The organism is Mesorhizobium sp. SP-1A (assembly GCF_032460275.1).
In the GTDB taxonomy this organism is placed as follows: Bacteria; Pseudomonadota; Alphaproteobacteria; order Rhizobiales; family Rhizobiaceae; genus Mesorhizobium.
Window position 1 is genome coordinate 490,678 of sequence record NZ_JAVXZD010000001.1, and the last position, 21,434, is coordinate 512,111.

Below are 21,434 nucleotides of genomic sequence, written 5' to 3' on the forward strand. Positions count from 1 at the left end.
CTGCGATGAACTGCTCACTTGCCGCAATAGTGGTCGCTCTGTCCCGAAAAGCCGTTCCCATAGGGGTCGGGTATGTTCGAGGCGCACGGGCCCATGTCGTAAGGGTCGTATGGCCCGTTCGAGGGAACGACCCTGGTGATATAGGGCTGATCTATGCTTCCGGTGACGGTCTGGTTGAAACCAGGGTCGGTTCCGGGGAACCGGTCGTCCCCGCTACCATGGTGCCTATGCGCGTCGCGCGCCACCGCCGCGCCGGAAAGGCCGAGAACAAGAAAGGCCGCCAAGACTGTCTTGATCATTTGTACGTCTCCAATGATTGCAAGCGTTGCCGCCATGCTGGAGGAAATAGGCGGCTTGACCCCAACTTCTCCTCAAAACCCGGTGAACTGAGTAACCGGACAATCCGGAGTGCGGTTTACGGCACCGGACGGCGCAATGGCGGGCTCGCGCCAGCACCTTTTCGTGGGAAATGTCGCTTGAACGAAACAGCGATGCGAGGATGGGCCGTGGCCGAACTGATCGACGGAAGGAGTGCGGCGGGCGAGGTCGTGGCCAGGGTCAAGGCACTGGTGGCCGGCCTGTCGGCGCAAGGCAAGACCAGACCGGGCCTTGCCGTGGTGATCGTGGGGGAGGACCCCGCCAGCCAGGTCTATGTCGCCTCCAAGTCGCGCACCGCCAAGGAATGCGGCTTCCATTCCGTGCAGCACACCCTATCCGCCGAAACCGGCGAGGCCGATCTGCTCAAGCTCATCGGCGACCTGAACGCGGATCCGGCCATCCACGGCATATTGGTGCAACTGCCGCTGCCGAGGCACATCGACGCGGGCAAGATCATTCAGGCCATCGCGCCGCACAAGGATGTCGACGGCTTCAACTTCATCAATGTCGGCAAGCTCGGCACCGGCGAACTGGCCACCGCCTTCGTGCCCTGCACGCCGGCTGGCTCGATGCTGCTGATCGAGCGCGTGCGCGGCAAGGACTTGTCCGGGCTTTCCGCCGTCGTCGTCGGGCGCTCCAACATCGTCGGCAAGCCGATGGCCAACCTGCTGCTGGCGGCGAACTGCACCGTCACCATCGCCCACAGCCGCACCAGGGACCTGCCGGCGCTCGCCCGCACCGCCGACATACTGGTCGCTGCGGTCGGCCGCCCGGAGATGGTCAGGGGCGACTGGATCAAGCCGGGCGCGACGGTCATCGACGTCGGCATCAACCGCATTGCCGCACCCGGGAAGGGCGAGGGCAAGTCGCGGCTCGTCGGCGACGTGGCCTATGCGGAGGCGGAAAAGGTCGCCGGCGCCATCACGCCTGTGCCGGGCGGGGTCGGGCCGATGACCATCGCCATGCTGATGGCCAATACGGTCGCGTCGGCGTTCCTTGCCGGCGGCCTCGAGCGTCCCGTCTTCTGAACCGATATCGTCCGATATCGGCGGGCCTGCGCTTGCGGGCTCAGGCCGTTCCTGTAGAACTGGCGCCCATGATGGATCTGGTTCAAGGCGGGCGTCAGTTCGGTTTCCTGCTGGTCGACAAGTTCTCGATGTTCTCGCTGGCCGCGGCCATCGACACCGTGCGCGCGGCCAACCGCCTGATCGGGCAGGACTTCTACGGCTGGACCACGATCTCTCCCGACGGCGAAGCCGTGATGGCTTCCAACGGCCTGCCGATCAAAACCGACTATTCGGTGGCCGACATTCCGCCGGTGGACATATTGTTCGTGTCGGTAGGGCTCACCACCGAGTTCCCGGGCAAAAGCAAGGTGCTCGCCGCGCTGCGCAACTGGGGCCGGCGGGGCGGGGCGCTCGGAGCGCTGTCTGTCGGCTCCTATCTGCTGGCCGAGGCGGGGCAGCTCGACGGCTATCGCTGCACCATTCATTGGGAGAACCGCGCCGGCTTCATGGAGCGCTTTCCCAACATCGAATGCACCGGCAACGTCTATGAGATCGACCGCAAGCGCTACACCTGCGCCGGCGGCACCACCTCCATCGACCTGATGCTGGAGATCGTGCGCTCGGATTTCGGGACGGGCATCGCCAATGCCGTCGCCAACCAGTTCCAGCACGAGCGCATCCGCTCCGCGGACGACCGCCAGCGCATAGGGCCGGAGCGCGATCTGACCGGCAAGTCGGAGAAGCTGCGCAAGATCGTCGAGATGATGGCCGATCATCTGGACGATCCGTTGTCGGCGGTGCAGTTCGCCAAGGCGGCGGGCCTGTCCGTGCGCCAGGTGGAGCGGCTGTTCCTGCGCCATCTCGGCGTGACGCCCGGCCGCTATTACATGCGGCTGCGGCTGGAGCGCGCGCGCGAATTGCTGCGCCAGACCAACATGCCGATCCTCGACGTGGCGATCGCCACCGGCTTCACCTCGCATTCCTATTTCGCGCAGAGCTACCGGCTGCAGTTCGGCCGCCCTCCTTCGGAGGAGCGGCGAACAGCATATTGAGCGATCAGCCGAAGGCGCTGGCGCCTTCGTCGGCGCGGCCCGCCATCCGGCGCATGCCCGCGAAAAGCTCGCGGCCGAGACCGAATTCATTGGCCGAAAGGTCGGCCTCGGCCGGGGCACGCAATGCGAAGTCGCCCGCCGGCACCAGCACTTCCAGCGTGCCGGCCTCGGCATCGAGGCGGATGACGTCGCCGTCCTGCACGCGGCCGATCGGCCCGTCCTCCAGCGCTTCCGGCGTGACGTGGATCGCCGCAGGCACCTTGCCCGACGCGCCCGACATGCGCCCGTCCGTGACCAGCGCCACGCGCTGGCCGCGATCCTGCAGGATGCCGAGCACGGTGGTCAGCTTGTGCAGTTCCGGCATGCCGTTGGCCTTCGGCCCCTGGAAGCGGACCACGGCAATGAAATCGCCTGTCAACTCGCCCGCCTTGAACGCGTCGTTCAGTTCCTGCTGGTCGTGGAACACCTTTGCCGGCGCCTCGATCACGCGCCGTTCCGGCTTCACCGCCGAGGTCTTGATGACGGCGTGGCCGAGATTGCCGGCCAGCACCTTGAGGCCGCCGGTCGGCTGGAACGCCTTCTTGACCGGCGCCAGCACCTTCTCGTCGCCGCTTTCGCGCGGCGCGGCCTCGCGCACCACCGAACCGTCGGCGCCGAGCTTCGCCTCGACGGCATAGGCGTCGAGGCCGTCGCCCCAGACCGTGCGCACGTCCGCATGCAGCAGCCCCTCGCCAAGCAATTCCCGGATGAGGAAGCCCATGCCGCCGGCGGCGGCGAAATGGTTCACGTCGGCAAGACCGTTCGGATAGACGCGCGCCAGCAGCGGCACGGCGTCCGACAGGTCGGAGATGTCCTGCCAGGTCAGCCTGATGCCGGCGGCGGCGGCCATGGCGATCAGGTGGATCGTGTGGTTGGTCGAGCCGCCGGTTGCGTGCAGGCCGACGACGCCGTTGACGATCGAGCGCTCGTCGATCATCCGGCCGACCGGCGTGTAGGCGTTGCCGAGCCGGGTGATGGCGAGCGCGCGCCTGGCCGCTTCCCTGGTCAGCGCGTCGCGCAGCCTGGTGCCCGGGTTGACGAACGACGCGCCCGGCAGGTGCAGCCCCATGATCTCCATCAGCATCTGGTTGGAGTTGGCCGTGCCGTAGAAAGTGCAGGTGCCCGGACCGTGATAGGACTTCGACTCGGCCTCCAGCAGCTCGGCGCGGCCGCATTTGCCCTCGGCATAGAGCTGGCGGACCTTCGCTTTCTCGTCGTTGGGAATGCCGGAGGTCATGGGACCGGCGGGAACGAACACCGCCGGCAGATGGCCGAAGGTGAGCGCCGCGATCAGCAGGCCCGGCACGATCTTGTCGCAGACGCCGAGATAGACGGCGGCGTCGAACATGTTGTGCGACAGGCCGATCGCCGCCGACATGGCGATCACGTCGCGCGAGAACAGCGAAAGCTCCATGCCGGGCTGGCCCTGGGTGACGCCGTCGCACATGGCGGGCACGCCGCCCGCCACCTGCGCGATGCCGCCGGCCTCTTTCGCGGCGTCCTTGATCAGGGCCGGGAAGGTTTCGAACGGCTGATGCGCCGACAGCATGTCGTTGTAGGAAGTGATGATGCCGAGGTTCGGCACACGGTCGCCGCCGAGCGCGATCTTCTCGGTCGGGCTGCATACGGCAAAGCCGTGGGCGAGGTTGCCGCAGGAAAGGACCGCGCGGTTGGCGGTCTGGCCGGCGGCTTCCGCGATCCGGCCAAGATAGGCCTCGCGACTCGGCCTGGAGCGTTCGCGGATGCGCTCTGTGATGGCTTCGATGTCTTTTCTGGCTGTCATGACGTGGCTTCCTGGGAGTGTAGGCTCGGAACGCCTCCCTCGCTCCGGTTGCAGATTTCCTGGGCGGTCAGGGCGCCCAGAACACTTCGACCGGTTTCGGCGATTGCTCGATCACGACGCCGACCGGCTTTTTTCCGCCCGCGCCCGGTTGGCCCGTCGCGGCCTCGAACGCGGCGCGCTTGTCCGCGCCTTCGATGTGAAGGGCGAGGAAGCCGGCCTCCACGATACGCGCCGCCGAAAGCGTAAGGCGCGGCTCGCCGGCGCTTTTTGCGTGAACCGGCAGCACGATCCGGGTCGAGGCCGGATCGAGCAGGGCGGCGAGATCGTCCGCATCCGGAAAGAAGGAGGCGGTATGACCATCCGTGCCCATGCCGAGTATGGCTATGTCCAGCGGCCAGGGCAGCAGCTTCATTTCGGCATTGTCCGATTGCGCAGCCGCTTCCAGCGTCAACGCCTCGCGGTAGAGCGGCACGAAGCGCGCTGCCGCCGCCGCGTTTTGCAGCAGGTTGTCGGCCACCAGCGCCGCGTTTGAGCGGGGCGAGGAGGCGGGCACGAAGCGTTCGTCGATCAGCGTCACGATCACCTTGTCCCAGGCGATCCGCTGGGCCGACAGCGCCTGGAACAGCTTCTTCGGCGTGTTGCCGCCCGACACCGCCATCAGGGCCTGCCCGCGTTTTTCGATCGCGCTGGCCAGCAGGCCGGCGATCCTGTCGGCCAGGGCCGTTGCCAGGGCGGCGCGGTCGGCGAACTCGTTCCAGTGGTAGTTGCGGGCCATATCAGTTGCTCTCGTGCCAGGTCCGGCCGTCGCGCTCGATCAGCGCGATGGAGGCGGACGGCCCCCAGGTGCCGGCGGTGTAGCCCTGCACCTCATGGCGCGCGCTTTCCCAGGCCTGCTGGATCGGATCGATCCATTGCCAGGCGGCTTCGACCTCGTCGCGGCGCATGAACAGGGTCTGGTTGCCGCGCACGACGTCCATGACCAGCCGCTCATAGGCGTCCGGGGCGCGGCCGGCAAAGGACTGCGCGAAGCTCATGTCGAGCGAGATCTGCCGCAGGCGCATGCCGCCGGGGCCGGGATCCTTGATCATGATGTACTGCTTGACGCCCTCGTCCGGCTGCAGGCGGATGACGAGCTGGTTGGCGAAGATCGGCCCGGCGCCGTCGTCGAAGATCGAATGCGGGATCGGCTTGAACTCGATGACGATCTCCGAGACGCGCGAGGCGAGCCGCTTGCCGGTCCTGAGATAGAACGGTACGCCGGCCCAGCGCCAATTGGCGATCTCGGCCTTGATGGCGACGAAGGTCTCGGTGTCGCTGGCGTGGCCGAGCTCCTCGATATAACCCTTGACCGGCCCGCCGGCCGAGGCGCCTGCGCGGTACTGGCCGCGCACCGTCTGCTTGGGCGCGTCATTGCCGTTGATGCGCTTGAGCGCGCGCAGGACCTTCAGCTTCTCGTCCCGCACCGCGTCGGCGTCCATCGAGGAGGGCACCTCCATGGCGACGAGGCAGAGCAGTTGCAGCATGTGGTTCTGCACCATGTCGCGCAACGCGCCGGCCTTGTCGTAGTAGGTGACGCGGTCCTCGAGTCCCACCGTTTCGGCCACCGTGATCTGCACATGGTCGATTTGGGCGGAATTCCACAGCGGCTCGTAGAGCGCGTTGGCAAACCGCAGGGCCATCAGGTTCTGCACCGTCTCCTTGCCGAGATAATGGTCGATGCGGAATATCTGGTTTTCCTGGAAGTCGTCGCCGATCACGTCGTTCAGCGCGCGTGCCGAAGCGAGATCGCGCCCGATCGGCTTCTCCACCACGATGCGCGAGTTCGGCGTGATGAGGGCGTGCTGTTTCAGCTTGTCCGAAATCTGGCCGAACAGGTTAGGCGACACCGCGAGATAGAAGGCGCGGATGCGGTCCGTATCGCCGAGCGCCGCCTTGAGATCGTCGAAGCCCGCCCCGGTCGTGGCGTCGGCGGCGACATAGGAAAGCCGCGCCAGAAAGGTCCCCAGTTCGCGCTCGTCTATATCGCCGGCCTTGACGTGCGCCATGATCGCCTCGCGGGCGAAGTTGCGGAAGTCCTCGTCGGACAGCTTTGCTCGCGAAGTGCCGATGATGCGGGTCGGCTCCGAGAACTGATGGTCGCGCTGGCGATAGTAGAGCGCGGGCAAAAGCTTGCGCTCGGAGAGGTCGCCCGTGCCGCCGAAGATGACGAAGTCGAAAGGCTCGACGGGGATGATCTGGCTGGTCATGGTCTTTCCGTTCCGGTGCCGCGCACTACGCGCATCCTATAATCTAATCGATTTAATTAATCCAGTGCCATGGTGTCACAGTCGTCGCCCTGCTACTGGTCCAACCCCAGGGACGCCTTGCCGCGCGATACTCGCACATGACTTTGCCGATGCTGCGACATGCATCGCGCAGAACGGCCAAAGGAGATCCGGATCATGGGTCAGCATCTTTTCACGACGGTCGCGCAGGATCGTGCCTTCATGCAGGTGATCGACGGCAAGACGGTCGATTCGGTTTCCGGCGAACGCATAGATGTCGCCTGTCCGTCGGACGGCAAGGTTTTCGCCTCCATTCCCGCTTCCGGCAAGGCCGACGTGGATCGTGCGGTCAAGGCGGCGCGACGCGCCTTCGAGGAGGGGCCGTGGGCCAGGACGCCGGCTGTCGAGCGCGGGCGGCTGCTGACGCGCCTGGCGCAACTGATCGAGAACAATGCCGAAGAACTGGCCGCGCTGGAATCGCGTGACACCGGCAAGCCGGCGCGTCAGGGCAAGGCGGATGTCGTCGGCGCGGCGCGCTATTACGAGTTCTACGGCGGCGCCTGCGACAAGATCCATGGCGACACCATTCCGTTCCTGGAGGGCTATACGGCGCTGACCCTGCGCGAGCCGCACGGCGTCGTCGCCGGCATCATTCCCTGGAACTATCCGTTGCAGATTCTCGGCCGCGTGGCGGGCGCCGCGCTCGCCATGGGCAACACGCTGGTGGTGAAGCCGGCGGAGGATGCCTCGCTGACCTGCATCCGCGTGGCGGAACTGGCGCTGGAAGCCGGCTTTCCCGCCGGCGTGTTCAACGTCATCACGGGTTATGGCCGCGACGCGGGCGCTTCGCTTTCGGGGCATCCGGACGTCGACTACGTCACCTTCACCGGGTCGCCCGCGACCGGCACGGCGATCCAGCAGGCGGCGGCGGCCAACAATCGCGGCGTGACCATGGAACTGGGCGGCAAGTCGCCGCAGATCGTGTTCGCCGACGCCGATCTGGACAAGGCGCTGCCGGTGCTGGTCAACGCCATCATCCAGAACGGCGGCCAGACCTGTTCGGCTGGCAGCCGCGTGCTGATCGAGCGGCCGGTCTACGACAGGGTGGCCGCCGCGCTGTCCGAGCGTTTCGCGAAGCTCGTCGCCGGCCCGCACGATGCCGACCTCGACCTCGGCGCGCTCATCAATCCCAGGCAGAAGGCGCGCGTCGAGGCCATGGTGGCGGACGCCGAAAAAGCCGGCGCAAAGGTCCTGGCGCGCGGTTCGGTCCACAAGGATGCGCCGCAAGGCGGCTGGTATGTCGCGCCGACGCTGTTCGGCGCGGTCGATCCGGCCTCGACCATCGCGCGCGAGGAGGTGTTCGGGCCTGTGCTGACCCTGTTTGCCTTCGACGGCGAGGCGGAGGCGGTGCGGCTGGCCAACGGTACCGAATATGGCCTCGTCGCCGGTGTCTGGACGACGGACGGCGCGCGCCAGCACCGCGTGGCGAAACGCGTGCGCGCCGGCCAGGTCTTCGTCAACGGCTATGGCGCCGGCGGCGGCATCGAACTGCCCTTCGGTGGCTTCAAACGCTCCGGCCATGGCCGCGAGAAGGGGTTCGAGGCGCTTTACGACATGTCGGCGACGAAGACGGTCGTGTTCAATCATGGCTGAGCGACCGGCTCGCGACACGAAGATGAAAGGACCAGCATGGCGCGCTTGAAGGACAAGGTTGCGATCGTTACCGGCGCGGCATCGGGTTTCGGCGCCGGAATGGTGCGCCGCTTCGCGGAAGAGGGCGCCAAGGTCGTGGTCGCCGACCTCAACGCCAAAGGCGCCGAACAGGTCGCCGACGAGATCGGCGAGGCGGCGATCTGGACGCAGACCGACGTCTCGCAGCGTTCCGAATTCGACGAGATGGTCGGCGCGGCGCTCGACGCCTTCGGCCGCATCGACATCATGGTCAACAATGCCGGCTACACCCACCGCAACGGTGACATGCTGCAGGTGGACGAGGCGACGTTCGACCTCATCACCGCCGTCAACATGAAGGCGATCTATCACGCGGCGCTTTGCGTGGTGCCGGTCATGGAAAAGCAGGGCCGCGGCGTCATCCTCACCACCGCCTCCACGGCAGGCATCAGGCCGCGACCCGGCCTGACCTGGTACAACGCCTCCAAGGGATGGGCCATCACCGCCACCAAGTCGATGGCGGTGGAACTTGCGCCGAAGAACATCCGCGTCAACTGCCTGTGCCCGGTCGCGGGCGACACCGGCATGCTGGCGCAGTTCATGGGCGAGGACACGCCGGAACTGCGCGCCAAGTTCCGCGCCTCGATACCGCTCGGGCGGCTTTCGACGCCGCTCGACATTGCCAACGCCGCGCTATGGCTGGCCTCCGACGAGGCGGCCTTCATCACCGGCGTGGCGCTGGAGGTCGATGGCGGCCGCTGCATCTGAGCGGCCGAAACCGGCTGAAGGAACCCCGCTTCGACCGAGCGCAGCAGGCGTGCGGGCCTCAGCTGTCGCGATCGAGATAGGTCTTGTAGACCCAGCCGGTCTTGCCCTTGTAGACGATCTGGCACCACTTGGTGCAAGAGATCACCTGGACCGCCGTCTTGGCCGGCAGCGTGGTCATCGGGCTTCCGCCCTTCTTCGGCGCGGCGCGCATGGTTACCGGCCTGCGGATATGGCCGGGAGTGCCCTTCGTGCTCGCCTCCTCCGAGGGGGCGGCCGCCTGATCGGGCTTGGCCGAAATAGCCGAGGTCGTCGCGTCCTGCTCGTCGCCGGCGGCGGCGTCGTCATTGGCTGCCGCGGAATCCTCGGGCGCGTCGGCAACGATCGCCTTGGCCGCGGCGGCGACCGCCGCCTGGGTTCCCGGCTCGACGAAGGCGAGCTTGGCGGGCTGGTCGGCGGCTTTCGCTTCCGTCTGCTGCGACGGGGAGGCGTCCTGGCCTTTGTCGCCGGTCCAGCGCGGATCGTTGGTGGCGAGCGCCGAAAGTTCGGCGCCCTGCGCCGTGGCCTGCCGTGCCACCTTGCCGGCCTTGACGGCAGCCGCTTTCGTCACGGCCGCGGGAGACACCTTGGCGGCTGCCGCGGCGGTCGGTTCGGCCGTCTTGGTGATTTCATCGACAGATTGATGTTTGGGCTCCGCGAAAGCCTGGCGCTCGCTCGCCGGCATCGCCAGCCACAGGGCCACGCCGGCCACGGAAAGCAGCGCCGCCGTGCCTACGGCGGCGATGACAAGATGGGCGTTCGTCTTGACAGACTGCCATGCGGACGGCCGGGCTTCATAGCCGAAGCGCACGGAAAGGCGCCGTTGTTTCGGCGCGCCGAAACCTGAAAACCCCTTCACTCCACCACCTCCAAACAAGCCGGCGTTCTTGATGCATCCCCCGCTGCCAATGCAGTCGGTCAGCGCCGGTCCTGGAACGTTTGCGGGTTCTCGGCGGATTTCACCGTCCTATCGACCCGTTGGTCGTCATTTTATCCGTGATTGTGGCATCTATGCGCCATTGCGAAGAAATCGACAAGCCGCAAGCGCGGCATCTTGACGCCTCTATATCCGGTCGCGCAGCGCATACCAGTTGAGCGCCAGGAACAGCAAAGGCGCGCGCAGGCTGCGGCCGCCGGGGAAGGGCGGTATGTTCAGGCTCTCGATCAGCTTCAGCCGGTCGCGGTTTCCGGCCACCGTTTCGGCATATAGTTTGCCGAAGAAATGGGACAGCATCACCCCGTGGCCCGAATAGCCGCCGGCCGAGATCACGTTGGGCATCACCTCGCGCACGAACGGCTTTCTCGGCAAGGTGATGCCGACATAGCCGCCCCAGCCATGCGTTATCTCGACGTCCTTCAATTGCGGATAGAGCTCGGCGATCTGCCTGCGGATATGGATGTGGATATCCTTCGGGTCCTTCACCGCATAAATCTCGCGGCCGCCGAACAGCAGCCGGCCGTCCGGGGATTTGCGGAAATAGCGCACGACGAAGCGCGAATCGTCGACCGACTCCCCGCCTGGTATGACAGGGCTGTCCGCGCCCAGCGGCACCGTCGCGCCGATGAAGGAACCGATCGGCATGACATGGGCGGCGCTGACGGGCTCGAGCGTCCCGCCATAGGCGTTGACGGCGATCAGGCATTTTCGGGCCGTGATCGTGCCCTTCGGCGTGCTGACCTGCACTTTGCCGCCCTTCGAGGAAATGCCCATCGCAGGCGTCGTCTCGAACAGATGCGCGCCCGCCGCTGCCGCCGCGCGCGCCGTGCCGATCACCAGCTTCAGCGGATGAATGTGGCCGGTGCCGGTGTCGCGCACGCCGCCGAAATAGGCCGTCGAGCCCAGGCGCCGTGCGGTTTCGTCGCGGTCCATGAAGGTGATGTGCGGATAGCCGAATCGCTCGGCCATGATGTCGGCGTGCTTGCGGTAGCCGTCCACGTAGCGCTGCTTGTGCGCCACCGACATCTGGCCGGGGCGATAGTCGATATCGATGCCGTTGGCTGCCGAGAAATCGAGGAGATGCGCCTTGGCCTCCTCGGCAAGATCGAACAGCGCCTTGGCCCGGGTGAAGCCGTATTCAGCCTCCAGTTCCTCCGCCCAGGCGCGCTGGCCCGTGCCCATCTGGCCGCCGTTTCGCCCCGATGCGCCGTCGCCGAAGCGATGCGCCTCGATCAGCACGACATCTGTGCCGGCCCTGGCGAGGTGAACGGCAGCCGACAGGCCGGTGAAGCCGCCGCCGACGATGACGACGTCGCAGCTTCTGTCGCCGTCGAGCGCGGGATAGGTCGGCCGCGCGCCGGCGGTGTCTTCATACCAGGAACGGCCTGGCGAGATGGGCGATTGGTAGGTCATGGTCGGGCCACCGAAAGCGGATGGAGGAAGGGCGAACGCGGAACTCGAGCGCGTTCATCCGTCCAATATGAATCTGCTTCCGCTTGCCTTGTTCATTGTCAAATCCGTGAGATGACTAGACGTTCAGGAGCAGATATTCCCGCTCCCACGGACTGATGACTTCCATGAAGGTCTCGAATTCGGCCTTTTTGATCGCGGCATAGGTCGAGACGAAGGGGTCGCCCAGCACCTCCCGCAGCGCCGTGTCGTTTTCGAACAGTTCCACGGCTTCCAGCAGGCCGCGCGGCAGGTCGATCTCGTCCTCGTTCGCCGTGGTCAGCACCGGCGGCTCCGGCTCAATCCGGTTCAGCATGCCGATCAGCCCGCATGCCAGCGAAGCCGCGAGCGCCAGATAGGGATTGGCGTCGGAGGAGGGGATGCGGTTCTCGACGCGGCGCGCGGCCGGGTCGGAGCGCGGCACGCGGAACGCCGTCGTGCGGTTGTCGTAACCCCATTTGTTGTTGACCGGCGCCGAGGCCGCCTGGGTCAGCCGCCGGTAGGAATTGACGTAGGGCGCCAGCATCACCAACGCGTTCGGCACATGCCGCTGCATGCCGCCGATGAAATGGAAGAACGCTTCGGTTTCGGAACCGTCCTCGGCCGAGAAGATGTTCGCGCCGGTCTTCTTGTCGATGATCGACTGGTGGATATGCATGGCCGAACCCGGCTGTCCCTGGATCGGCTTGGCCATGAAGGTGGCATAGATGTCGTGCTTGAGCGCCGCCTCGCGGATGGTGCGCTTGAACATGAACACCTGGTCGGCCAGTTCCACCGGGTCGCCGTGGCGCAGGTTGATCTCGAGCTGCCCTGCGCCCTCCTCGTGGATCAGCGTGTCGATCTCAAGCCCCTGGCTTTCGGAGAAATGGTAGATGTCGTCGATCAGCTCGTCGAATTCGTTGACGCCTGCAATGGAATAGCCGGCGCCGCCGCCGATGGCGCGGCCGGAGCGGCCGACCGGCGGGGTCAGCGGATAGTCCGGATCGGGGTTCTTGCGAACCAGATAGAATTCGATCTCGGGGGCGACGACCGGCTTGAGGCCGCGCTTGCTGTAGGCCGCCAGCACGCGCTTCAAAAGGTTGCGCGGCGTGAATTCCACCGAGCGCCCGTCCTGATGGACGAGATCGCAGATCACCGCGGCCGTCGGATCTTCCTCCCACGGCACCACGGTCAGCGTCGAGAGATCCGGCATCAGCTTGAGGTCGCCGTCATCCTCGGGATAGACGAAGCCGTTGCCGTCCTCGGGATAGTCGCCCGAAATGGTGGCCATGAACACGGCCGAGGGCAGGGCCAGCGAGGTGTTGGAGGTGAACTTGCTCGACGGCATCATCTTGCCGCGCGCGACGCCGGCCTGATCGGGCGTGATGCATTCTATGTCTTCGATGCCGCGCCATTCCAGCCAGTCGCTGGCTTCCTTCCAGTTCTTGACGCCTCGCAGATTTTTCACGAAGGCGGGTGTACGGGCGCGTTTGGGACGGACTTCCTTTTTGGCAGGCGGCATCATTCACCAGATGTGTTGCGATTTTCACACTATAGACATTCCCCCCGCAGGAAGGGAAGGGGAGCCCGCCAGCCTCGCCCAGGCGGCGTTTTGACGCTATCTTCAGGCATCGGGACAGCAGATTGATGACGACCGGCCTCACCACCATAGGCTTCGACGCCGACGACACGCTCTGGCAGAACGAGCAGTTCTTCCGCTTGACCGAGAAGCGCTTCAGCGAGTTGCTCGCCGATCATGCGGACGGCCAGGACATCGGCACGCGCCTGCTCGAGGCCGAACGGCGCAATCTCGGCCTCTACGGTTTCGGCATCAAGGGCTTTACCCTGTCCATGATCGAGACCGCCGTGGAGGTGAGCGGCGGCCGCGTGCCGACCGCCGTGATCTCGGAAATTCTGGCGGCCGGCCGCGACATGCTTGCGCATCCCATCGAGATCCTGCCGCATGCCCGCGAAACGCTCGAACAACTGGCGGGGGTCTATCGCCTGGTGCTGGTGACCAAGGGCGACCTGTTCGACCAGGAGCGCAAGCTGGCGCAGTCGGGGCTCGGAGAATTGTTCGACGCCGTCGAGATCGTCAGCGACAAGACGGCCGACACCTATGCCCGCATCTTCACCCGCTACGGCGACGGACCGCGGCACAGCATGATGATCGGCAATTCGCTGAAATCGGACGTCGTGCCGGCGATCGAAGCGGGAAGCTGGGGCGTGCACGTGCCGCACGAACTGACTTGGGTGCTGGAGCATGTGGAGGCGCCGGTCGCAGCGCCGCGATTCCGCAGCATCGCCGACCTCGGCGAACTGCCGGCCTTGCTCGAGACGATCGCCTGAAGGCGGGAACAGCCTGCGCCGGCCGGCGCCCCGCCGATCCCCGCCGGCCGATCTTCCGGTCCGCTCCCCGGTCGCTCCAATAAATGTCGATTGTGTCCTAGCGGGCTCGCTTGGCCAGGCGTTCGATCACTGGTTGCAGGCCCTCGGGCGTGATCGGCTTGGTGACGACGGCGTCCACGACGTTGTGCCGGATCGGAGCCTGGAGCGAACGGTTCCGGGTGGAAAGCATCACCACCGCCGGGGTCGTGCCGCCCATCAGCCGGCGCACGGAACTGATTTCGGCCAGCAACGGATCGCAATCCCGGTTGTCGGCGCCGCCGTCCAGCACCACCGTGCCGGGCGACAGGGCCTGCAAGGCCGGGGCGGCCGTCTCGGGAGATTCGGAAATGGGCCGCAGGCCGCAGCGCTCCACGATCTTGCAGATGACGACGCGGTTGATGGGCGATTTGCAGACGACGAGCACCTTGGAACTGTCCACGAACGGCATGTCGTCGTGTCGGTCCTGCGCGTCGATCCCGCTGGATGATGATGACATTCTGGCAACCCCCCAGCTTCAATGCACGGTTGAAGCTGGCTCGAACATGGGTTGAGATCGCGGCTCGTGTCAAGATTTGGCGGAACCGGTCTGAAAGGCGACCGGAAATCCGCGGTTTTCGCGGCGCGAATTGGCCATCGCGCCGGCCTGCCTTCCAAAAAAATCGCCCGCACGATCTTCGTGCGGGCGAGATGCTGGCTGGAGTCTTCAGCAGGGAAGTCGTTCAGTCGTGGCCCTGGTTGGTCACGATCACCGGGATCAGCAGATCGCCCCAGTTGCCGTCGCCGCCATGGTGACGCGCCGAACGCACCAACTCGACGGAAACCCCGGCCTCCACGGCCTTCATGACCGATTGATTGAGGCGGTGCAGGTCGTTGGCCAGCATGCGGATCGTCGCCTGCTGGTCGGCGTTCATGGTCGAAGATTGTTCCTCGGCCCTTTCCTTGACGCGGCTGATCGAAGCCATTGTCGTTCTCCTTCCAAAGGTCGCCTGGGGCGCCTTGCGTTGCGGTTATTCCGCCGCCGGGCGGAACTGTTCGTGCTCGGTCGATTCCTTCATCGCGGTCGTCGACGACTTGCCGCCGGTGATCGCGAGCGAGACGGCGTCGAAATAGCCGGTGCCGACCTCGCGCTGATGCTTGGTGGCGGTGTAGCCGTTGGCCTCTGCCGCGAACTCCGCTTCCTGAAGCTCCGAATAGGCCGCCATCTGCCGGTCCTTGTAGCCGCGCGCCAGTTCGAACATGCCGTAGTTGAGCTGGTGGAAGCCAGCCAGTGTGATGAACTGGAACTTGTAGCCCATCGCACCCAGCTCGCGCTGGAACTTGGCGATGGTGGCGTCGTCGAGGTTCTTCTTCCAGTTGAACGACGGCGAGCAGTTGTAGGCCAACATCTTGCCCGGATGGGCCTTCTGCACGGCTTCCGCGAACTTCCTGGCCTGGGCGAGGTCCGGCTTGCCGGTCTCCATCCAGATCAGGTCGCAATGCGGCGCATAGGAAATGGCGCGGGCGATGCACGGCTCGATGCCGTTCCTGACCTGATAGAAGCCTTCCACCGTGCGGCCCGCTTCGTGGTCGACGAAGGGCTGGTCGCGCTCGTCGATGTCGGAGGTGAGCAGCTTGGCCGCTTCCGCGTCGGTGCGGGCGACGATCAGCGTCGGCACGCCCATCACGTCGGCGGCGAGGCGCGCCGCGTTCAGGTTGCGGATATGCGCCGCGGTCGGGATCAGAACCTTGCCGCCGAGATGGCCGCACTTCTTTTCCGAAGCGAGCTGGTCCTCGAAGTGCACGCCGGCCGCGCCCGCCTCGATGAAGGCCTTCATGATTTCGAAGGCGTTGAGCGGGCCGCCGAAGCCGGCTTCCGCGTCGGCCACGATCGGCGCGAACCAGGTGTCGACCGAAAGGCCCTTGCCTTCAGCCGTCTCGATCTGGTCGGCGCGCTGCAGGGTGCGGTTGATGCGCTTGGCAAGCTCCGGCGCGGCGTTGGCCGGATAAAGCGACTGGTCGGGATACATGGCGGAAGCGGTGTTGGCGTCCGCCGCGACCTGCCAGCCGGAGAGATAGATCGCCTTCAGCCCGGCGCGGACCATCTGCATGGCCTGGTTGCCCGACAGCGCGCCGAGCGCGTTGACGAAGTTCTCCTCGTGGATCAGCTTCCAAAGCCGGTTGGCGCCGTTCTCGGCCAGCGAGTACTTGATCTGCACGGAGCCGCGCAGCCGCTTCACATCCTCCGGCGAATAGGGGCGCTCGATGCCGTCGAAGCGGCCTTCGGGCGCTGAGGGAACGAGGTTGTAAAAATCGGTCATTGTCGACTCCACTTGCTGAAACTGGTTTTCGTCGAAACCGCCGCCTCATGGGAGCTTGCGGGCGATTTCTATGTGACTTGTTTTACATTGCAGTGCCAAACCGGCCAGAAAATTCAGCAAAAAGCCGCCGATATAAGGGAAAACCTGTGTTGCGTTTGACATGAGCGCGATGTAAATTTGTAAAGATTGTAAAGGACGGGTAGGGCGGTTCCCCTACTTTCGTTGTAAAATCGGTGTAAAAAACCAATGGCCGAACAGAAGATCTTCGCCGGGCCGCGCATCCGCCGCATCCGCAACGCGAAGGGCCTTACGCAGACCTCCATGGCCGAGGGGCTCGGCATCTCGCCGTCCTACCTCAACCTCATCGAGCGCAACCAGCGCCCGCTCACGGTGCAGCTCATTCTCAAGCTGGCGTCGGTCTACAAGGTGGAGCCCGACGAGTTGCAGGGCGAGGCGCGCGGCTCCATCGCCTCGCTGAAGGAGGTGTTCGCCGACCCGCTGCTGTCGGGTGAACTGCCGGGCGACCAGGAACTGGTCGAGATGGCGGAAGGCGCGCCCAATGCCGCGTCCGCGGTCCTGAAGCTCTACCGCGCCTATCGGGAACAGGCGGAGCGGCTTTCCGATCTCAGCGAGCTCCTGGCGCGGGAGGGCCTCGGCACGGCGCTTTCGGGAACCCGGCTGCCGATCGACGAGGTACACGAGGCGTTCCAGCGCCGCCCCAATCATTTCCCGGCACTGGAGGAGGAGTCGGAAGTCTTTTCGAGCTTGCTCGATCCGGGGGACGACCTGTTCGGCGCGCTGAAGGCGTGGCTGAAGCGCGAATACGGCATCGTCGTGAAGGTCCTGCCGGTGGCGACCATGCCGAACTGGCGCCGCCGCTACGACCGCCATTCCCAGCGCCTGTTCCTGTCCGAACGCCTGTCGCCCTTCGACCAATTGCGCGAGGTGGCCATGGAGGCGTGCCTGATCCGCATGGAAGTCGCGGTGGCCGCCGGCATCGAGGGGCTGAAGCTCTCCAGCGACGAGGCCCGCCGTCTGGCGCGCTTCGAACTCGGCCGCTATGCCGCGCACGCGCTCATGATGCCCTATCCGGCGTTCCAGGCCGCCGCCCTGCGCGCCCGCTACGACATCGACGTGCTGAAATCGCGCTTCGGCGTCTCCTTCGAGCAGGCCGCCAATCGCCTGACCATGTTGCAGAGGCCCGGCGCCGCCGGGGTGCCCTTCTTCATGCTGGAGGTGAACAATGCCGGCCACGCCTTCCGCAGGGCCGGCGCGCAAGGCTTTCCGCAAAGCCGTTTCGGCGGCGGCTGCCCCAAATTGCCGATCCACGCGGCTTTCGCCCAGCCCGGCCAGATTCTGGTCGAGGCGGTGGAAATGCCCGACGGCGCGGAATTCCTCTGCATCGCCCGCACGCTGGAAGGGCCGCAGGGCGCCTTCAACGAACGCCCGCGGCGAACGGCGCTGCTGCTGGCCTGCGACATCGCCTTCAAGGACGAGGTCGTCTACGGTGCGGCGCTTCCCGGGGTGCCGGGCAAGGCAGGCGCGGTCGCCACCACGCCGGTCGGTCCCGCCTGCCGGCTTTGCGAACGGCCCGGCTGTCTTGCCCGGGCCGAGCCGCCGGTGACCCGCCCGCTCGGCCTGGACGAAATGGTCACGGGCCTCAGCGCCTTCGACTTCCAGTGAGCCGGGTTTTTCCCGATCGGTGACACAATTGCCGTCCCCGGCTGGCTCACGCCGTTGCAGTGGCTTTGCGTTAGGCGAGGACATTGTGCCGCCTGGATAGTGCGATGACGGACGCCACGACGCCTCGATCTCCTGCCATCGCCGCGACCGTCTCGCGTCGCGAGGAGCGGCTCGGCTATCTGTTGGTGTTTCTCTCCGCTCTGCTTTGGAGCTTCGGCGGCACGATCGCCCGTTTCATCGGCAATGGCGACAGCTGGACAGTGGTGTTCTGGCGCTCGACCTGGGCGGTGGCTTTCCTTCTCGTGTTCATGGCCTGGCGAGACGGCTGGCGCGGCATGTTCCGGCTGTTCCGCGAAATGGGCCTGCCGGGCCTCGTCGTGGCCACGTGCTTCGCCACCGCCTCCATCTGCTTCGTCGTCGCGCTCGCCTACACCACGGTCGCGAACATCCTGCTCATGCAGGCAGGCGTGCCCTTGCTGGCGGCACTGTTCGCATGGGCATTCCTGGGCGAGAGGGTCTCCGTCGCCACATGGCTTGCCATTGCCGCCGTCATTGCAGGCGTCGCGATCATGGTGTCTGAATCTTTTGGTGGCGCCGTATCGCCGGTCGGCAACGCGCTTGCGCTGCTGATAGCCACCGCGCTCGCGATCGCAACCGTGGTCACGCGGCGCTTTTCGCATGTGCGCATGACGCCCGCGACCTGCCTGGGGGCCGTTTTCGCAGCGGTCCTGGCCGGCCTCCAGGCGAACTCGCTCGATGTGAGCCCGCGCGACATGGTGTTCCTCTTCGCCTTTGGCGTGATCAATCTCGGTCTGGGGCTGGCCTGTTTCGCAATGGGGGCGCGACTTGTGCCGGCTGCCATCGCGGCCCTGCTGGGAACCTTCGAGCCGTTGCTTGGCCCGATATGGGTATGGCTGGTCCACTCGGAAGTGCCTTCGACACGCACCATCATCGGAGGATCGGTGGTGTTCGTAGCGCTTCTGGTCCACATAGCGCGCGAGATCGCGCGCCAATCCCGCCCCGAGCGCCCCGGCGTCACCGGAATTCCTGCGCCGAATTGACGCTGGCCGCCGGTGGCCGGCCGCTTCGGCGTTCGCTTTGCCATTGACAAGCCTGCCGGGAAGCGGGCAGGCTGCAAATAAGGCAACAACAAGGCAGGCGTTTAATTGCGCAGTTCTTTCGGTTTGCGGCCGGCACGAAATATCGTCGTCGTGCCCGGTTCCTCGACGCGGCACACGCCCGCGGCCAATCCCCCACCCGAATGACTGCCTCTGCCGCGGATTGAAGCTTGTTCCCCGCCTGAAGGCCCAATAACCTGAATTAAATCGCCGGTCTGCTTGTCCAGTGAGAACCGGCAACGGAACACTCAACGAGGGAGAATTTCATGCACCGTAAAGCGATCTGGCTGTCGGCGGCCACGGCCCTGGTGGCGCTGTTCGCGCTTGGCGCGCAGGCGCAGGAGCGCGTGGTCAACGTCTACAACTGGTCGGACTATATCGACCAGTCGATCCTCGCCGACTTCACCAAGGAAACCGGGATCAAGGTCGTCTACGACACCTTCGATTCCAACGAGATCCTCGAGACCAAGCTGCTGGCCGGCGGCAGCGGCTATGACGTCGTCGTGCCCACCGCCAACTTCCTGTCGCGGCAGATCCAGGCCGGCGTCTTCCAGAAGCTCGACAAGTCCAAGCTGCCCAACCTGAAGAACATGTGGGACGTCATCACCGAGCGTACCGCAAAGTACGATCCGGGCAACGACTACGCCATCAACTACATGTGGGGAACGGTCGGCATCGGCTACAACATCGACAAGGTGAAGGCCGCTCTCGGCACCGACAAGATCGACAGCTGGGATGTCGTCTTCAAGCCGGAGAACATGAAGAAGCTCAAGGATTGCGGCGTGCATTTCCTCGATTCGCCGACCGACGTCATCCCTTCCGCGCTGAAATATCTGGGGCTCGATCCGGAGGACAACTCGCCGGAGAACCTGCAGAAGGTGGAGGACATGCTGCTGGCAGTGCGGCCCTATGTGCGCAAGTTCCACTCCTCGGAATACATCAACGGCCTGGCCAACGGCGACATCTGCGTGGCGATCGGCTGGTCGGGTGACGTGTTCCAGGCGCGCGACCGCGCCGACGAGGCCAAGGCCGGCGTGCATCTGGCCTATGCCGTGCCGAAGGAGGGCGCCGAGATGTGGTTCGACATGATGGCGATCCCGGCGGACGCGCCGCATGTCGAGGAAGCGCACGAGTTCCTCAACTTCATCATGAAGCCCGAGGTGATCGCCAAGTCGTCGAACTTCGTCTACTACGCCAACGGTAACAAGGCTTCGCAGCAGTTCATCAACAAGGACATCCTCGACGATCCGGCCGTCTACCCCGACGAAGGAACGATGAAGAAGCTGTTCACCGTCGGCGCGCTCGAACCCAAGACCCAGCGCAACGTGACGCGCATGTGGACCAAGGTCGTGACCGGTCAATAACAAGTCGCCTTGCGGCTTCCGGAGCGCCCGGGAGCCGCAAGCCAAGGCTTTGCCAGAGCAAGCACGGAGCAGGATATGAAATCGCTGGGCAGCATCCGCAGGGATTTTGCGCCGTGGAACGACCCCAAGGCAAAGCCGTATATATTTTTCGACAAGGTCACCAAGAAATTCGGCGACTTCACCGCCGTCGACAATCTTTCGCTGACCGTGTTCGAGCGCGAGTTCTTCGCCCTTCTCGGGGCCTCGGGCTGCGGCAAGTCCACGCTGCTGCGTATGCTGGCCGGCTTCGAGGAGCCGACCTCCGGGCGCATCCTCCTGGACGGGCAGGACCTTGCGGGCATCCCGCCCTATCGGCGGCCGGTCAACATGATGTTCCAGTCCTATGCGCTGTTCCCGCATATGACGGTGGAGGCCAACATCGCCTTCGGCCTGAAACAGGAAGGCATGCCGAAGCCCGACATCGCAAAGCGCGTCGCCGAGATGCTGAAGCTGGTGAAGCTGGAGCAGTTCGCCAAGCGCAAGCCGCATCAGCTTTCCGGCGGCCAGCGCCAGCGCGTCGCGCTCGCGCGCTCCGTCGCCAAGCGGCCCAAGGTGCTGCTGCTCGACGAACCGCTCGGCGCGCTCGACAAGAAGCTGCGCGAGGAAACCCAGTTCGAACTGATGGACCTGCAGCAGGAACTGGGGCTGACCTTCGTCGTGGTCACCCACGACCAGGAGGAGGCCATGACCATGGCCGACCGCATCGCCATCATGGACAAGGGCGAGGTCATGCAGGTGGCCACGCCGGCCGAGGTCTACGAGGCGCCGACCTCCCGCTTCGTCGCCAATTTCGTCGGCAATGTGAACATGTTCGAAGGCAGGATCGCCGGTCGCTCCAACGGCAGCGTCAACATCGAAGCCGGCGATGGCGTGAATATCCTGACCGAGGCGGCCGAAGGCGTGGCCGCCGGAACGGACGTCGTCTTCGCCATCCGGCCGGAGAAGATCAAGGTTTCCTCGGCCCGGCCCGCCGGCGCCGTCAACGCCATCGAGGGCGAGATCTACGATATCGCCTATCTCGGCGACATGACCGTCTATCTGGTCAGGCTGGACGACGGCCGGATCGTGCGGGCTTCGAGCATGAACGCGGCCCGGCTGATCGAGGATCCGCTGACCTGGAACGACCGGGCCTGGGTCTCCTTCCGGCCCGACGCCGGCGTCGTGCTCACCAGGTAGGGGCGA

General features: G+C 65.4%; 19 protein-coding genes. 9 read left to right on the top strand and 10 right to left on the bottom strand.

Annotated features, from left to right (window positions below; all coding sequences use genetic code 11):
- Window positions 1–14: 14 nt before the first annotated feature.
- Window positions 15–299: a hypothetical protein gene (locus tag QU595_RS02380; RefSeq protein ID WP_315918873.1), complete on the bottom strand. Its 285-nt coding sequence runs from the start codon at window positions 297–299 to the stop codon at window positions 15–17.
- A 207-nt stretch (window positions 300–506) separates the two neighbouring features.
- On the opposite strand from QU595_RS02380, the gene QU595_RS02385 reads away from it, so the two are divergent.
- Both QU595_RS02385 and QU595_RS02390 read left to right on the top strand, forming a co-directional pair.
- Window positions 507–1,406 (top strand): bifunctional methylenetetrahydrofolate dehydrogenase/methenyltetrahydrofolate cyclohydrolase, encoded by a 900-nt coding sequence (locus QU595_RS02385; RefSeq protein ID WP_315920658.1) that lies wholly within the window; start codon window positions 507–509, stop codon window positions 1,404–1,406.
- A gap of 68 nt (window positions 1,407–1,474) precedes the next feature.
- Window positions 1,475–2,437: a GlxA family transcriptional regulator gene (locus QU595_RS02390; protein WP_315918875.1), complete on the top strand. Its 963-nt coding sequence runs from the start codon at window positions 1,475–1,477 to the stop codon at window positions 2,435–2,437.
- Window positions 2,438–2,441: 4 nt separating this feature from the next.
- Here QU595_RS02390 and edd read toward each other — a convergent pair whose 3' ends face one another.
- The 3 genes from edd to zwf form a co-directional block, all read right to left on the bottom strand.
- On the bottom strand, window positions 2,442–4,259 hold the full coding sequence (gene edd, locus QU595_RS02395; RefSeq protein ID WP_315918877.1) for a phosphogluconate dehydratase: 1,818 nt from the start codon (window positions 4,257–4,259) through the stop codon (window positions 2,442–2,444).
- A gap of 67 nt (window positions 4,260–4,326) precedes the next feature.
- Window positions 4,327–5,034 carry a 6-phosphogluconolactonase gene (gene pgl / locus QU595_RS02400; protein ID WP_315918879.1) on the bottom strand — a complete coding sequence of 236 codons (708 nt, stop codon included), beginning with the start codon at window positions 5,032–5,034 and terminating at the stop codon, window positions 4,327–4,329.
- Window position 5,035: 1 nt separating this feature from the next.
- Window positions 5,036–6,505 (bottom strand): glucose-6-phosphate dehydrogenase, encoded by a 1,470-nt coding sequence (gene zwf, locus QU595_RS02405; protein ID WP_315918881.1) that lies wholly within the window; start codon window positions 6,503–6,505, stop codon window positions 5,036–5,038.
- A 195-nt stretch (window positions 6,506–6,700) separates the two neighbouring features.
- Between zwf and QU595_RS02410 the strand changes: the two genes are divergently transcribed.
- Both QU595_RS02410 and QU595_RS02415 read left to right on the top strand, forming a co-directional pair.
- Window positions 6,701–8,176, top strand: a complete 1,476-nt coding sequence (locus QU595_RS02410) for an aldehyde dehydrogenase family protein (protein ID WP_315918882.1) — start codon at window positions 6,701–6,703, stop codon at window positions 8,174–8,176.
- A gap of 36 nt (window positions 8,177–8,212) precedes the next feature.
- Window positions 8,213–8,962, top strand: a complete 750-nt coding sequence (locus tag QU595_RS02415; RefSeq protein WP_315918884.1) for an SDR family oxidoreductase — start codon at window positions 8,213–8,215, stop codon at window positions 8,960–8,962.
- A 58-nt stretch (window positions 8,963–9,020) separates the two neighbouring features.
- On the opposite strand, the gene QU595_RS02420 is transcribed toward QU595_RS02415, so the two are convergent.
- The 3 genes from QU595_RS02420 to QU595_RS02430 form a co-directional block, all read right to left on the bottom strand.
- Entirely contained in the window at window positions 9,021–9,857 is an 837-nt protein-coding gene (locus tag QU595_RS02420) for an SH3 domain-containing protein (protein WP_315918885.1), read from the bottom strand.
- A gap of 204 nt (window positions 9,858–10,061) precedes the next feature.
- Window positions 10,062–11,348, bottom strand: coding sequence for an FAD-binding oxidoreductase (locus QU595_RS02425; protein ID WP_315918886.1), 1,287 nt, complete (start codon window positions 11,346–11,348; stop codon window positions 10,062–10,064).
- Window positions 11,349–11,463: 115 nt separating this feature from the next.
- On the bottom strand, window positions 11,464–12,885 hold the full coding sequence (locus QU595_RS02430) for a glutamine synthetase family protein (RefSeq protein WP_315918887.1): 1,422 nt from the start codon (window positions 12,883–12,885) through the stop codon (window positions 11,464–11,466).
- Between the two features lie 125 nt (window positions 12,886–13,010).
- Between QU595_RS02430 and QU595_RS02435 the strand changes: the two genes are divergently transcribed.
- A complete protein-coding gene (locus tag QU595_RS02435) occupies window positions 13,011–13,712 on the top strand; it encodes an HAD family hydrolase (protein WP_315918888.1) in 702 nt (233 codons plus the stop codon).
- A gap of 97 nt (window positions 13,713–13,809) precedes the next feature.
- Here the strand turns inward: QU595_RS02435 and QU595_RS02440 are convergent, their stop codons facing one another.
- The 3 genes from QU595_RS02440 to aceA all read right to left on the bottom strand — a co-directional run bounded on the left by QU595_RS02440 (window position 13,810) and on the right by aceA (window position 16,048).
- Complete coding sequence (locus QU595_RS02440) at window positions 13,810–14,247, bottom strand: response regulator (RefSeq protein WP_315918890.1); 438 nt, start codon at window positions 14,245–14,247, stop codon at window positions 13,810–13,812.
- Window positions 14,248–14,470: 223 nt separating this feature from the next.
- Entirely contained in the window at window positions 14,471–14,713 is a 243-nt protein-coding gene (locus tag QU595_RS02445) for a hypothetical protein (protein ID WP_315918892.1), read from the bottom strand.
- 45 nt (window positions 14,714–14,758) lie between these two features.
- Window positions 14,759–16,048, bottom strand: coding sequence for an isocitrate lyase (gene aceA, locus QU595_RS02450; RefSeq protein WP_315918894.1), 1,290 nt, complete (start codon window positions 16,046–16,048; stop codon window positions 14,759–14,761).
- Window positions 16,049–16,294: 246 nt separating this feature from the next.
- On the opposite strand from aceA, the gene QU595_RS02455 reads away from it, so the two are divergent.
- The 4 genes from QU595_RS02455 (at window position 16,295) to QU595_RS02470 (ending at window position 21,428) form a co-directional block, all read left to right on the top strand.
- Window positions 16,295–17,731, top strand: coding sequence for an XRE family transcriptional regulator (locus QU595_RS02455; RefSeq protein WP_315918895.1), 1,437 nt, complete (start codon window positions 16,295–16,297; stop codon window positions 17,729–17,731).
- A gap of 104 nt (window positions 17,732–17,835) precedes the next feature.
- Window positions 17,836–18,792 carry a DMT family transporter gene (locus tag QU595_RS02460; RefSeq protein ID WP_315918896.1) on the top strand — a complete coding sequence of 319 codons (957 nt, stop codon included), beginning with the start codon at window positions 17,836–17,838 and terminating at the stop codon, window positions 18,790–18,792.
- A 323-nt stretch (window positions 18,793–19,115) separates the two neighbouring features.
- The gene (locus QU595_RS02465; protein ID WP_315918898.1) at window positions 19,116–20,213 is read left to right on the top strand and encodes a polyamine ABC transporter substrate-binding protein; all 1,098 of its coding nucleotides are present in this window, start codon (window positions 19,116–19,118) and stop codon (window positions 20,211–20,213) included.
- Between the two features lie 75 nt (window positions 20,214–20,288).
- Window positions 20,289–21,428 carry an ABC transporter ATP-binding protein gene (locus tag QU595_RS02470; RefSeq protein WP_315918899.1) on the top strand — a complete coding sequence of 380 codons (1,140 nt, stop codon included), beginning with the start codon at window positions 20,289–20,291 and terminating at the stop codon, window positions 21,426–21,428.
- The last annotated feature ends 6 nt before the right edge of the window (window positions 21,429–21,434 follow it).